General features: G+C 72.3%; 9 protein-coding genes. 4 read left to right on the top strand and 5 right to left on the bottom strand.

Features of this window, described 5'->3' with window-relative positions:
- The first annotated feature begins 19 nt into the window (after positions 1 to 19).
- Together AB0D48_RS05255 and AB0D48_RS05250 are read left to right on the top strand one after the other, a co-directional pair.
- Entirely contained in the window at positions 20 to 505 is a 486-nt protein-coding gene (locus AB0D48_RS05255) for a DUF485 domain-containing protein (RefSeq protein ID WP_362390948.1), read from the top strand.
- Positions 502 to 2,094 (top strand): cation acetate symporter, encoded by a 1,593-nt coding sequence (locus AB0D48_RS05250; protein ID WP_362390946.1) that lies wholly within the window; start codon positions 502 to 504, stop codon positions 2,092 to 2,094. The genes AB0D48_RS05255 and AB0D48_RS05250 overlap by 4 nt, the downstream gene beginning before the upstream one ends.
- Before the next feature lie 51 nt (positions 2,095 to 2,145).
- Here the strand turns inward: AB0D48_RS05250 and AB0D48_RS05245 are convergent, their stop codons facing one another.
- The 3 genes from AB0D48_RS05245 to AB0D48_RS05235 all read right to left on the bottom strand — a co-directional run bounded on the left by AB0D48_RS05245 (position 2,146) and on the right by AB0D48_RS05235 (position 5,777).
- On the bottom strand, positions 2,146 to 2,844 hold the full coding sequence (locus AB0D48_RS05245; protein WP_362390944.1) for a response regulator: 699 nt from the start codon (positions 2,842 to 2,844) through the stop codon (positions 2,146 to 2,148).
- Positions 2,841 to 4,442, bottom strand: coding sequence for a sensor histidine kinase (locus AB0D48_RS05240; RefSeq protein ID WP_362390941.1), 1,602 nt, complete (start codon positions 4,440 to 4,442; stop codon positions 2,841 to 2,843). Before AB0D48_RS05240 ends, AB0D48_RS05245 begins: the two co-directional genes overlap by 4 nt.
- A 111-nt stretch (positions 4,443 to 4,553) precedes the next feature.
- Complete coding sequence (locus tag AB0D48_RS05235; protein WP_362390939.1) at positions 4,554 to 5,777, bottom strand: citrate synthase; 1,224 nt, start codon at positions 5,775 to 5,777, stop codon at positions 4,554 to 4,556.
- 70 nt (positions 5,778 to 5,847) lie between these two features.
- On the opposite strand from AB0D48_RS05235, the gene AB0D48_RS05230 reads away from it, so the two are divergent.
- Positions 5,848 to 7,008 carry a citrate synthase/methylcitrate synthase gene (locus tag AB0D48_RS05230; protein ID WP_362390937.1) on the top strand — a complete coding sequence of 387 codons (1,161 nt, stop codon included), beginning with the start codon at positions 5,848 to 5,850 and terminating at the stop codon, positions 7,006 to 7,008.
- A gap of 24 nt (positions 7,009 to 7,032) precedes the next feature.
- The gene (locus AB0D48_RS05225; protein ID WP_362390935.1) at positions 7,033 to 8,157 is read left to right on the top strand and encodes a GTP-binding protein; all 1,125 of its coding nucleotides are present in this window, start codon (positions 7,033 to 7,035) and stop codon (positions 8,155 to 8,157) included.
- Here AB0D48_RS05225 and AB0D48_RS05220 read toward each other — a convergent pair.
- Entirely contained in the window at positions 8,154 to 10,238 is a 2,085-nt protein-coding gene (locus tag AB0D48_RS05220) for a restriction endonuclease (RefSeq protein WP_362390933.1), read from the bottom strand. The genes AB0D48_RS05225 and AB0D48_RS05220 overlap by 4 nt on opposite strands.
- Positions 10,239 to 10,345: 107 nt before the next feature.
- Complete coding sequence (locus AB0D48_RS05215; RefSeq protein WP_362390931.1) at positions 10,346 to 12,802, bottom strand: DNA topoisomerase IV subunit A; 2,457 nt, start codon at positions 12,800 to 12,802, stop codon at positions 10,346 to 10,348.
- Positions 12,803 to 12,955: the final 153 nt, after the last annotated feature.

Here is a 12,955-nt window from a genome sequence, read left to right as displayed (position 1 = left end):
GGCGGACAAGGAGAGTTCGGTGGACAAGCACGAAGGTCGTGATGCCGGAACGATCCGGCTGGACGACCCCTGGTACGACGCGCTGGCCGTCGGCTGGGGCGAGGGTGAGGAATCGTCCCCACCGGACCCGGCTTCCGGCGGCCGCCCCGCGCCCAGCGCATCGGACATCTACCTCGAAGTGCAGCGCAGCGCCGCCTTCCAGGAGGTCCGCAGCCGCTACCGCAGGTTCGTCGTCCCCGCGACCGCCGGCTTCTTCCTCTGGTACGTCGCGTACGTGGTCACCGCCACCGCGGCGCCCGGCCTCATGGCCCGGCCCGTGGCGGGTGTGGTCAACGTGGCCATGCTGGCGGGGCTCGCGCAGTTCCTCAGCACCTTCCTGCTGACCTGGGCCTACGCCCGGCACGCGCGGCTGCGCCGGGACCGGGCCGCGCTCGACCTGCGCTGGACCGTCTTCGAGCAGGAGCGCGACCAGGTACGGAACCGGGCGAAGGAGGCCGGCCGGTGACCACCGAGCACCAGACCCTCGCGCTGATCCTGTTCAGCGTCTTCATCGCGGTGACCCTGGGCATCACCACCTGGGTCAGCCGGAACCGGCACGGGTCGGCGGAGGAGTTCTACGCGGGCGGACGGCTGTTCTCCCCGCTGGAGAACGGTTTCGCCATCGCGGGCGACTACATGTCCGCCGCCTCCTTCCTCGGCATCTCCGGGCTGATCGCCCTCTTCGGTTACGACGGCCTGCTGTACTCGGTGGGGTTCCTCGTCGCCTGGCTGGTGGTGCTGTTCCTGGTCGCCGAACTGGTCCGCAACTGCGGGCGCTTCACCCTCGCCGACGTGGTCGCCGCCCGGATGAGCGAGCGGCCGGTACGCATCGCGGCGGGCACCTCCTCGGTGGTCGTCTCGGTGCTCTACCTGGTCGCGCAGATGGTCGGCGCGGGCAGTCTGGTCGCCCTGCTGCTCGGCAGTTCGAGCGCAGCCGCCCGGACGCTCACCGTGGTCGGCGTCGGCGCCCTCATGGTGGTCTACGTGTCCTTCGGCGGGATGCGGGCCACGACCTGGATCCAGATCGTGAAAGCCGTGCTGCTCATGGGCGGGGCGATCACCCTGACGGTGCTCGTGCTGCTGCGCTTCCACGGGAACTTCGACCAGCTGCTCACCAGCGCTGCCGACCGCAGCGGCCACGGGCTCAAGTTCCTGAGCCCCGGCCTCAAGTACGGCGGGGACTGGACCGCCCGCTTCGACTTCATGAGCCTCGGTCTCGCGCTGGTCCTCGGCACTGCGGGACTGCCGCACATCCTGTCGCGCTTCTACACCGTGCCCACCGCGCGGGCTGCGCGCCGTTCGGTGGTGTGGGCGATCGCGCTGATCGGCGGCTTCTACCTGATGACCATCGTGCTCGGCTTCGGGGCGGCCGCACTGGTGGGCCCGGACGAGGTGCGGGCCTCCAACGCCTCCGGGAACACGGCCGTTCCGCTGCTCGCGGCCTTCCTCGGCGGCGGCGCCGACTCCACGGGCGGCGCGGTGCTGTTCGCGTTCGTGGCGGCCATCGCCTTCGCCACGATCCTCGCGGTGGTCGCCGGGATCACCCTGGCCTCGTCGGCTTCCGTCGCGCACGACCTGTACGCCTCCCTGAAGCGGCGCCACGCCAGGCAGCGAAGCGAGGTGGCCGTGGCCCGGCTCGCGGCCGTCGGCATCGGGGCGGTGGCGATCGCCCTCGGGCTGCTCGCCCAGAACCTCAACGTGGCCTTCCTGGTGGGCCTGGCCTTCGCGGTGGCCGCCTCGGCCAACCTGCCGGTGCTGCTGTACTCGCTGTTCTGGCGCGGCTTCACCACGCGGGGAGCCGTCTGGGCCGTGTACGGCGGCCTGATCCCGGCGGTGCTGCTGGTCTCGCTCTCGCCTGTGCTCTCCGGGAGTCCCGAATCGCTCTTCCCGGGCGTGGACTTCCAGTACTTCCCGCTGCAGAACCCGGGCATCATCTCGATTCCGCTGGGCTTCCTGGCGGGCTGGCTGGGCACCGTCACCTCCCGTGAGGAGGCCGACGAGCGCAAGCACGCGGAGACCGAGGTGCGCTCGCTGACCGGCGCGGGAGCGGTCTGAGCCGGCTCGGAACCGGCTTGCTCAGGACCGGCTGCCTCGGCACCAGCTGGCTCAGGATCCGTCCGACGGGAGCCAGGTGTAGCGGTGCTCGGGGCGCCCGGTCTCGCCGTAGCGCAGGGCCAGGCTGACGCGGGCGGAGCGTTCGAGGAGCTTCAGGTAGCGCTGAGCCGTCTGGCGGCTGATGCCCGCGCGGTCGGCGATCTGCTGGGTGGACAGTGGCCCGTCGGCGGAGCGCAGGACCTGGCGGACCAGTTCCGCGGTGGTGGGGGAGTGCCCCTTGGGGAGGTCGTTCGTCGATCCGGCTGCGGCGAGCGCGCCGAAGATCCGGTCCACCTCGGCCTGTTCGGCCTCGCCGCCGGTCTCCAGGGTGCGGCGCAGCGTCCCGTACGCCTCCAGCTTCGTGCGCAGGCCGGCGAAGGTGAAGGGCTTGACCAGGTACTGGAGGGCGCCGAGGCGCATGGCGGATTGCACCGTGGCCAGGTCGCGCGCGGCCGTGACCATGATCACGTCGGTACGGTGGCCGAGCTGGCGCAGGCGGCGCACCAGGTCGAGGCCGTTCTCGTCCGGGAGGTAGTGGTCGAGGAGGATCAGGTCCACCGGGTGGACGCTGAGGAAGTCGAGGGCCTCGGCCGCCGAATGGGCCTGCGCGGCCACCCGGAAACCGGGAACCTTCGCCACGTACGCCGCGTTGATCCGGGCAACACGCACGTCGTCGTCGACGACCAATACGTGGATCGGGGTCTCGTTCATCGCAGGGCCTCCGGGAGTACGACGGAGAACTCCGCCCCTCCGACCGCTGTCTCGCCGGCCCGGGCGCTGCCGCCCTGCCGCTCCGCGAGGCGGCGTACGAGGGCGAGGCCGAGCCCGCGCTCACGGTGGGCCTTGGGCTGCTTGGTCGACCAGCCCTCCGTGAAGATATCCTCGCGGCGCGCGACAGGGATCCCGGGGCCGCTGTCGCGCACGAGGAGCACGGCCGTGCGGCCTTCGGCGCGCAGCTCCACCTCGACCAGGGGTGCTGTAGAACCGGCAGCTGCGTCCAGGGCGTTGTCCACCAGGTTGCCGAGGATGGTGACGAGGCCGCCCGGGTCCACGACGCGGTCGGGCAGGAGGGTGGTCGCCGCCAGCCGCAGGGGGACGCCGCGCTCCGCGGCCACCGTCGCCTTGCCCACGAGGAGGGCCGCCAGCAGGGGGTCGTGGACCTTCTCCGTGACCTGTTCGGCGGTGGTGCGGTGGACCCCTACGACCTCGGTCACGAACTCCACCGCCTCCTCGTGCAGGCCCAGCTCCAGCAGGCCGAGGAGGGTGTGGAGGCGGTTGGCGTGCTCGTGGTCCTGGGCGCGCAGGGCGTCGATCAGCCCCCGGGTGGAGTCGAGCTCGCGGCCCAGGTGCTCCAGTTCGGTGCGATCGCGCAGGGTGGCGACGGCGCCGCCGTCCTCGGTGGCCATCCGGTTGGCGACCAGGACCCGTGGGCCCTGGACGGTGACCAGGTCCCGGCCGGTGACGCGGCCCGACAGGACGTCGGTCGTGCGGCCCGCGCCGAGCACGTCGTCCAGCGGCCGTCCGGCGAGGGAGCCGACGGAGTCCGGGGGGAGGCCGAGCAGCCGGGCGGCCTCGTCGTTGACCAGCCGGACCCGGCTCTCCCGGTCGAGGGCGATCACGCCTTCGCGGATGGAGTGCAGCATCGCCTCCCGTTCGGCGAGCAGCCCGGCGATGTCGGAGAAGGCCAGGTCGCGGGTCTGGCGGTGGATCCTGCGGGACAGCAGGTAAGCGGCGAGCGCGCCGACGGCCAGGGCTCCGCCCGCGTAGGCGAGGAGGCCGGGGATGGCGCCGAGCAGCCGGTCGCGGACGCTGTCGTAGGCGATGCCGACCGAGACCGCGCCGACGATCTCGCCGTCGGCGGCCAGGAGCGGGACCTTGCCGCGGGCCGAGCGGCCCAGGGTGCCCTCGTCGATCTCCATGACTTCGCGGCCGGCCAGGGCGTCGCCGGGGTCGGTGGAGACGGGCAGCCCGATCCGTCCGGGGCTGGGGTGCGAGCGCCGGATGCCGTTCAGGTCGATGACGACCACGTACTCGGCGCCGGTGGCCCGGCGGATGCGCTCGGCCGAGGACTGTACGGGGCTGTCCACCGAAGCGCGGGAGTCCAGGAGGTCCGCGGCCAGTGAGGGGTCGGCCGCGGCGCTCTGCGCGATGGCCAGGGCGCGCCGCATGGCCTGGTCGTCGAGCTGCGCGCTCAGCGGGGCCAGGAACAGCCCGGTCGCCAGCGCGACGACCCCGCCGGCGATGGCCAGCTGGGTCAGGAGGATCTGGGAGACGGCGCGTCTGGGCAGCCCGAGGCGCCGAGCGCTCATGAGGAGGAACCGCATGAGTAGCAACGGTAGGTCGGCTCCGGCATAAGCGGAATCTCCATCGCGCACGCGAATGGCCCGCGCACCGTGCCACAAGGGGTGCGGGCCTGCCCGTCACGGCATCGGCTGTGGCGGGCGCGGCCCGTGGTACTCCCCGCTCGGCCGCATCCGCAGCGGGCGCTCCTGGTACTCCTCCAGGGCGTGCGCGACCCAGCCTGCCGTTCGCGCCACCGCGAAGACCGTCTCGCCGGCCTCCGCCTCCATCCCGCATGACACCGTCAGCACCGCCAGCGCCAGGTCCACGTTCGCGTGCAGTCCGCCCTGCCGGGCCATCACGGCGGACACCTCGCGCGCCGCGGCCAGCGCGGGGCCGGCCTGAGCCAGGTCCTCCAACCGTCCGAACAGAGCCCCCGCGCGCGGGTCCTCGCCCCGGTACAGCCGGTGGCCGAGCCCCGGCACCCGGCGCCCCGCCCGCAGGTACTCCGCCACCACCGGGGCGGCTCCGCCCCGCTCCAGGACCTCCACCAGCATCCGGTGCGCGAGCCGCCCGGCCGCGCCGTGCAGCGGCCCCTCCAGGGCGCCGAGTCCGGCCGACACCGCGGCGTACGGATGTGCCCGCGCCGACGCGGCCACCCGTACCGCCAGCGTGGAGGCGGCCAGATCGTGGTCGACCAGGAGCCCCAGCGCCAGGTCCAGCACGGCCAGCGCGTCCGGGTCCGGCTCCCGCTCGGTCAGCCGCGCCCACAACTGCCGGGCCGTCCGGCCGTCGCCGGCCCATGGCGCGGGCCCCAGCACGGGCAGGGCACCGACCAGCGTGGGGATCAGGCAGCGCGCGGAGCCGAGCACCGCCTTCTCGGACAGGTCGAAGCGCAGCGGATCCGCCACCGCGGCGGCGGCGACCGCCACACGCAGCCGGTCCACGGGCCCGCTGTGTTCCGGCAGAGCGGCCACCGCCCGCCGGGCCGCGGCGAGCGGCTCCGGGGGAGCGGTGAACCGGCGTCCGGGCGGAAGCGTTCCCGTCCAGAGCCACTCCGCGACCTCCTCGAAGGCGTACCGCGAGGCCAATTCCACGGCGTCCACCCCGCGGAAGTAGTAGCGGTCCGGCTCGATGAGGGTGAGGGCGGTCCGTACGGCGAGCTCCCCGGCCGGGGCCGCGGCCTCGCGCCGGCTGCGCCGGGCCAGTTCCTCCACCTCGCGCGCATCGAAACTGCTGCCGCGCCCGACCGGGTCCCGCCGGCTCGTGAGCTGCCCCCGGCTCACGTAGGCGTACACGGTCGCGGGCTTCACCCCGAGCAGTTCGGCGGCCTGCCGGGTGGTGAGCCGTCGCTCTTCGTTCATGCACGCAAGCCTACATATGTTGATTCAATCAATATTGACAAGGATTCCATCAATCATCGATGGTCGATGCATGAACACCATCGACAGCACCGTAGAAGTGCCCCGCGGTCTCGCGGGAGTCGTGGTCACCGAGACCGAGCTCGGTGACGTCCGGGGCCGTGAGGGCTTCTACCACTACCGCCAGTACTCGGCCGTCGAGCTCGCCGGGAGCCGCAGCTTCGAGGACGTGTGGCACCTGATGTTCCGCGGTGCCCTGCCGGCGGATGCGGCCCAACGCGCCGCCTTCGCCGCCGAAACCGTCCCGCTGCGCCGGCTGCCCGCCGAGGTACGGGACGCCCTGCCCGCCCTGGCCCGGGCCACCGCGCTCTCCGGGCCCCTCGCCGGCCTGCGCACCGCGCTCTCGCTGCTCGGCGCCTCCGCGGGCTTCCGCCCGGTCTACGACCTCGACCCTGCCCGCCGTGCCGCCGACGCGCTGGCCGCCTGCGCCGCCGTACCGACCCTGCTCACCGCGCTGCACCGGCTGGGAGAGGGACTGGAGCCCGTCGAGCCGCGCGACGACCTCCCGTACGCCGCCAACTACCTCTACATGCTGACCGGGCAGGAGCCCGACCCGGTCAAGGCCCGCGCGGTCGAGCGGTATTTGATCTCCACCATCGACCACGGATTCAACGCCTCGACCTTCACCGCCCGCGTCATCGCCTCCACCGGCGCCGACGTCGCGGCATGCCTCACCGGGGCGATCGGCGCGCTCTCCGGCCCGCTGCACGGCGGCGCCCCGAGCCGGGCCCTGGACACCCTCGACGCCATCGGCACCGCGGACCGGATCGGACCGTGGATCCGCGAGCGGGTCCTGGCGGGAGACCGGATCATGGGCTTCGGCCACCCCGTCTACCGCACCGAGGACCCTCGTTCGCGCATGCTGCGCGACATCGCCCGCGGGTTCGGCGGCCCCCTCGTGGACCTCGCAGTCGAGGTCGAGCGCCAGGTCGAGGCGATACTCGCCGAACTCAAGCCGGGCCGCGAACTGCACACCAACGTGGAGTTCTACGCGGGCGTGGTCATGGAACTGTGCGGACTGCCGCGCGAGATGTTCACCCCGACCTTCTGCGCGGCCCGCGTGGTCGGCTGGAGCGCGAACATCCTCGAACAGGCCGGCGACTCGAAGATCATCCGCCCGGCGGCCCGGTACGCCGGCCCCACCGCGCCGCAGCCGGTGCCGGCGCTCGGCTGACGGAGCCTGGCTACGATCGGCCGGGTGAACAGCAGGCAGCCCATCCCCGTCGTCGTCCTCGCCGGTTTCCTCGGATCCGGCAAGACCACCGTGCTCAACCACCTCCTCGCCCACCGCGGCGGTACCCGGATCGGAGTCGTCGTCAACGACTTCGGTTCGATCGAGATCGACGCCATGTCGGTGGCCGGTCAGCTCGGCGACTCGATGGTCTCCCTCGGCGGCGGCTGCCTGTGCTGCGCCGTCGACGGCAGCGAGCTCGACGCGTACCTGGAGAAGCTCGCCGCGCCCGTCCACCGCATCGACGTGATCGTCATCGAGGCGAGCGGGCTGGCCGAGCCCCAGGAGATGATCCGGATGCTCATGGCCAGCGAGAACCCGGACATCCGCTACGGAGGCATGGTCGAGGTCGTGGACGCGGCGGAGTTCGACGCCACCAGGGCCCGGCACCCGGAGACCGACCGCCACCTCGCCGTCGCGGACCTGGTCGTGCTCAACAAGACCGACCGCGTGGACGCAGCGGAGCGTGCCCGGATCGAAAAGGAACTCGCCGCGCTCTGCGCCCCCGGCATCCCGGTCGTGGGCGCCGACCACGGGCGGATCGACCCGGAACTGCTCTTCGACCGGCGGCCCTGGACCGAGACCCGCGGGCAGCTCTCCTTCGAGGACCTGCTCGCGGAGGCCGCCGGTCAGGACACCGGCCACGAAGACGGCCACGACCACAGCGGTCACGCGCACGCGGCGTACGAAAGCGTCGAGTTCGTCTCCGAACAGGCCCTGTCGCCACGCCGGTTCATCGACTTCCTCGACCGCCGCCCGGCCGGGCTCTACCGGATCAAGGGCTTCGTGTACTTCGGCGTCCCCGGGCACGAGGAGCGGTACGAGGTCCACGCGGTCGGCCGGTTCCTCCGCTTCGCCCCGCAGCCCTGGGGGCGGGGCGAAGCGCGCCTGACGCAGCTCGTCCTGATCGGCTCGGGCACCGACGGGCCGGGGCTGCTGCGCGAGCTGGAGGCCTGCCGCGAACCGGCCCCGCACCAGGTGCGCCCCGAGAGCATGTGGGGAGTACTGCGGTACGTGGCCCGGCCCGCGGACCCCGCGGACCCCGCGGACCCTGAGATCGAGACCCCCGAGACCGAGACCCCGGAGGTCTAGGCCACGTCGACGCCGTACTCCCGCAGCAGGTCCTCCAGCCCGCCCCGGTAGCCCTTGCCGCCGATCACGAAGTCCCAGTCGCCGTTCGCCCGGCGCCGGAAGGACCCGAGCACCAGCGCGGTCTCGCCGGCCCGGCCGTCGGAGACCTCCAGCTGTCCGGCCTCCGCGCCGGCCGCGTTCAGGAGCCGGATCCGGGCATCCGTGAAGCCGGCCAGGTCGGCGTGCGGATCGGCCTCCGGGTCGATCGCGGCCACCAGGACCAGGCGGTCGGCCTCGCGCGGCAGGGCGTCGAAGGCCACTTCCACCGCAGCCTTGTCGGGCGCCGAGTGCGCGCCCGTCCGTACCGAACCGTCCGGGGTCCGCGGGTTGTTGAAGAAGACGAAGTGGTCCTCGCTCAGCACCCGGTTGCCCGTGCAGACCAGCGCGCACACGTCGAGCGCGACCCGGCCCGACCAGGACATGCCGAGCACGTTGTGGTCGGCGGAAGGGGCGAGCTCGGGCGTCCGTTGCGCCGGGACCCCGGCCGCCGGGCCGCCGCCCAGGCGTCCGCGCAGCCCGTACTGGTGCAGCAGCTCCACGAGCTTGGCACCGGGAACCAACTCCAGCGGCTTGCCGTTGGCAAAGGTGTACGACCCCGGCCCGAAGGACGCGGTGGTGACCAGCACCCCCTTGTTCGCCCCCTTGTCCTGGACCGTGCCGTACAGATCCCGCACCGCCGTGGGCGAGACGGTGTTCCGGTAGCGCTTGACCTGCACGACGATCCGTCCGCCCGTGATCGGGGACGGGTCGTTCGCCTCGATGTCCACTCCGCCGTCGCCCGACCGCTGGGTGGTCAGCGCCTCCATGCCCATCGCCCGGAAGAGCTCCGCCACCAGGTTCTCGAAGGCGATCGGGTCCATCGCGAAGAGGTCGGGCTCCTCCTCGCCGCCCTCGGCCAGTCCGCCGTGGCTGACGACGCCGCCGACCTCCCCGGGCCTGCGGCCCGCACGCACGGCCGTGAGCTGGTCCGGCCGTGCCGACAGCTGCCCGCGCAACCCCTCGACCAGACAGTCCACCGCGCTGACCTGCTCCAGCCGCAGCACCTCGAAGGCGGACCGGGCTGCCGATACCGTCGCGAGCACGAGCTGCGCCTCCAGGCCCGTCACCGGATCGTGGGCGTCCACGAAGCCGTTGACCACCACCGAGTCCAGTACGCCGAACTCGTCCGCCGCGAACAGCTCGCGCGCCACCAGCAGCATGCACTGCGCCAGCACGTCCCGGTACAGCGCCCGCCGCTGCGTGGCCGGACGGGCCGTCTCCTTGTCCTGGTCCGTACTCGGCATGTACCGCACCGACTTGGCCTCCGGTACCACCTCGTACCCGGGCAGCTCCCAGTCCAGCACGAGCTGGCGAGCCCCCGGGTCGTACGCGGCTGCCACCTGCCTCGGCAGCGCCTCGGGCCAGGACGTCGAGGCGTACAGGGCGGCGGAGAAGTACTCCACCACGGCCTCGGCATCGCCCGCGCGCAGCCTCCCGGCCAGCTCGATGAGCCCACCGTTGTGCCCGCGGACCGCGGCGAGCTGCTCAGCGGCCCAGCGGTCGTACTGCTGCCGGTACGCCTCCAGTTGCTGCTGCCGCCTCGCCTCCGCGGCGTGCGCGGCCTGCCAGGCCTGGGTGTACCGCGCGTGAGCCTCGCGTTCCGCCTGCGCCCGCCGGTTCGAGCCGAGGGTCCAGCCGGTGCTCTGCTGCTGGAACTGCTCCAGGCGGGGCATCGGCACGGGCTGCCCCAGCGTGCCGGGGTTGAAGGGTTCGATCTGCTCGGACCGGACCAGCGCGGCCATCCGGAACGCCGGGGCCCGGCAACCCGCCGCCAGCAGGCCCTGCAGACGGGCCACTTCCGCCTCGATGGACTCCGTCCGCCGCCGCGCCTCGGCTTCTCGGCGCTGCCGGTGGGCCGCCTGCTGCTCCCGCTCGCCGCGAGCCACGCCCCGTTCGTACGCCCGCTGCCGGCGCTCCGCCTCGCGCTGCTGGATCAACTGCGTCTGCTGCATCCGGCGCTGGGCCTCTGCCCAGTCCCCGATCACGCCCGAGCGACGACTCATCAGCTCTGTTCTCCCGCCCCACCCGCCAGTGCCAAGAGGGAAAACACTAGTCGCCATTCAGGTGGTACGTCCCCCGTTGGGCGTACCACCTGAATGCCCCGTACGTCCTACAGCGCGCCTCCGGCCAGCGCCGCCACGGCCGCGGGCAGCGCGGTCCCCGAGCCGTCCCGGCGCGGGTCCACCTCCGGCAGTTCGGCCGGGGATCCGTTCGCGGACGCCGCCCGGACCGGAGCATTGCCCGCCCAGGCCAGTACCAGCACGTCCTCGCCCTTCAGGAACCGCTGGCAGCGCACACCACCGGTGGCGCGGCCCTTGCGCGGGTACTGGTCGAAAGGGGTCAGCTTCCCGGACTGCACCGAGTCGTCCAGCGTCCCGTGCGAGCCCGCCACCGTGAACACCATCGCGTCCCGGGCCGGGTCGACGGCCGAGAAATGGATCACCTTGGCGTTCCCCGTGAGCTTGATCCCCGCCATACCGCCCGCCGGACGGCCCTGCGGGCGCACCTGAGAGGCCGGGTAGCGCAGCAGCTGGGCGTCGTCGGTGAGGAAGACCAGGTCCTCCTCACCCGTGCGCAGCTCGACCGCGCCGACGATCCGGTCGCCCTCCTTGAGGGTGATGACCTCCAGCTCCTCCTTGTTGGCCGGGTAGTCCGGCACGACGCGCTTGACCACGCCCTGCTCGGTGCCCAGCGCCAGGCCCTGCGAGGACTCGTCCAGCGAGGTCAGGCAGATCACCTTCTCGTCCGCCTCCAGCCCGGAGAGGAACTCCGAGACCGGGGCGCCGCCCGCCAGGTTCGGCGCGGCGTGCGTGTCCGGCAGCTGCGGCAGATCGATCACCGACAGCCGCAGCAGCCGCCCGTACGAGGTGACCGCGCCGACGTCGGCGCGGGCGGTGGCCGCGACCTGCGAGACGATCAGGTCGTGCTTGGCGCGGGCGCCGCCCTCCTCCTCCGGCAGCGGATCGCCGTTCGCGGTGCGCGCCAGCAGGCCCGTCGAGGACAGCAGGACGCGGCAGGGGTCGTCCGCGACCTCCAGCGGAACCGCCGCGACCGCCGTGCCCGCCGACTCCAGCAGGACCGTACGCCGCTCGGTGCCGAACTTCTTCGCGACCGCCGCCAGTTCCGTGGAGACCAGCTTGCGCAGCTCGGTGTCGGACTCCAGGATCCCGGTCAGTTCGTCGATCTCGCCGGTCAGCCGGTCGCGCTCGGACTCCAGCTCGATCCGGTCGAACTTGGTGAGCCGGCGCAGCGGGGTGTCCAGGATGTACTGGGTCTGGATCTCGCTCAGCGAGAACCGCTCCATCAGCCGGGCCTTGGCCTGCGCGGAGTTGTCGCTGTCCCGGATGAGCCGGATGACCTCGTCGATGTCGATGAGCGCCACCAGCAGGCCCTCGACCAGGTGCAGGCGGTCGCGGCGCTTGGTGCGGCGGAACTCGCTGCGCCGCCGGACGACCTCGAAGCGGTGGTCCAGGTAGACCTCCAGCAGCTCCTTGAGGCCGAGCGTCAGCGGCTGCCCGTCCACCAGGGCCACGTTGTTGATGCCGAAGGACTCCTCCATCGGCGTCAGCTTGTACAGCTGCTCCAGCACGGCCTCGGGGTGGAAGCCGTTCTTGATCTCGATGACGAGGCGCAGGCCGTGCGAGCGGTCGGTGAGGTCCTTGACGTCCGCGATGCCCTGGAGCTTCTTCGAGCCGACCAGGTCCTTGATCTTCGCGATGACCTTCTCGGGGCCGACCGTGAAGGGCAGTTCCGTGACGACCAGGCCCTTGCGGCGCGCCGTCACGTTCTCCACCGCCACCGTCGCGCGGATCTTGAACGTGCCGCGGCCGTTCTCGTAGGCGTCCTTGATGCCCGAGAGCCCGACGATCCGGCCGCCCGTGGGCAGGTCGGGACCCGGCACGAAGCGCATCAGCGCCTCCAGGTCCGCGTGCGGGTAGCGGATCAGGTGGCGGGCGGCCGCGATGACCTCGCCGAGGTTGTGCGGGGGCATGTTGGTGGCCATGCCGACCGCGATCCCGGACGCGCCGTTGACCAGCAGGTTCGGGTACGCGGCGGGCAGCGCGACCGGCTCCCGCTCCTGTCCGTCGTAGTTGGCGGTGAAGTCGACGGTGTCCTCGTCGATCGACTCCGTCATCAGTGACGTGGCGTCGGCCATCTTGCACTCGGTGTAACGCATCGCGGCCGGCGGGTCGTCGTTGCCGAGCGAACCGAAGTTGCCGTGGCCGTCCACCAGCGGCAGCCGCATGGAGAAGGGCTGGGCCATGCGCACGAGGGCGTCGTAGATCGACGCGTCACCGTGCGGGTGGAGCTTGCCCATGACCTCGCCGACGACACGGGCGCACTTCACGTACCCGCGGTCCGGGCGCAGACCCATCTCGTTCATCTGGTACACGATGCGGCGGTGCACCGGCTTCATGCCGTCCCGGGCGTCGGGCAGGGCACGGGAGTAGATCACCGAGTACGCGTACTCGAGGAAGGAGCCCTGCATTTCGTCGACGACGTCGATGTCGAGGATCTTCTCCTCGAAATCCTCCGGCGGCGGGGTCTTCGTGCTGCGGCGGGCCATCGCTGCGCGGCTCCTTAACCAAGAATGAGTGTGCTGGGGGGTCTGACGCGGACCATTGTGGCCCGAGGCACCGACAACGCCGACTCCGACCCAGGGTGTGACCCGGGAACTTATCCGGCGGTCGACGCGCTTGCATACAGTGGCAGGTCTGAC

It is taken from the genome of Streptomyces sp. NPDC048269 (assembly GCF_040652395.1).
Lineage (GTDB): Bacteria > Actinomycetota > Actinomycetes > Streptomycetales > Streptomycetaceae > Streptomyces.
The sequence above is the reverse complement of the archived record's forward strand: the minus strand, read 5'-3'. Positions and strand labels throughout refer to the sequence as shown.

Excerpts from the sequence above, each read along its gene's own strand:
- AB0D48_RS05245 (WP_362390944.1), bottom strand. The coding sequence starts at position 2,844 with ATGAACGAGACCCCGATCCACGTATTGGTCGTCGACGACGACGTGCGT.
- AB0D48_RS05240 (WP_362390941.1), bottom strand. The coding sequence starts at position 4,442 with ATGAGCGCTCGGCGCCTCGGGCTGCCCAGACGCGCCGTCTCCCAGATC.
- AB0D48_RS05235 (WP_362390939.1), bottom strand. The coding sequence starts at position 5,777 with ATGAACGAAGAGCGACGGCTCACCACCCGGCAGGCCGCCGAACTGCTC.
- AB0D48_RS05230 (WP_362390937.1), top strand. The coding sequence starts at position 5,848 with ATGAACACCATCGACAGCACCGTAGAAGTGCCCCGCGGTCTCGCGGGA.
- AB0D48_RS05220 (WP_362390933.1), bottom strand. The coding sequence starts at position 10,238 with ATGAGTCGTCGCTCGGGCGTGATCGGGGACTGGGCAGAGGCCCAGCGC.
- AB0D48_RS05215 (WP_362390931.1), bottom strand. The coding sequence starts at position 12,802 with ATGGCCCGCCGCAGCACGAAGACCCCGCCGCCGGAGGATTTCGAGGAG.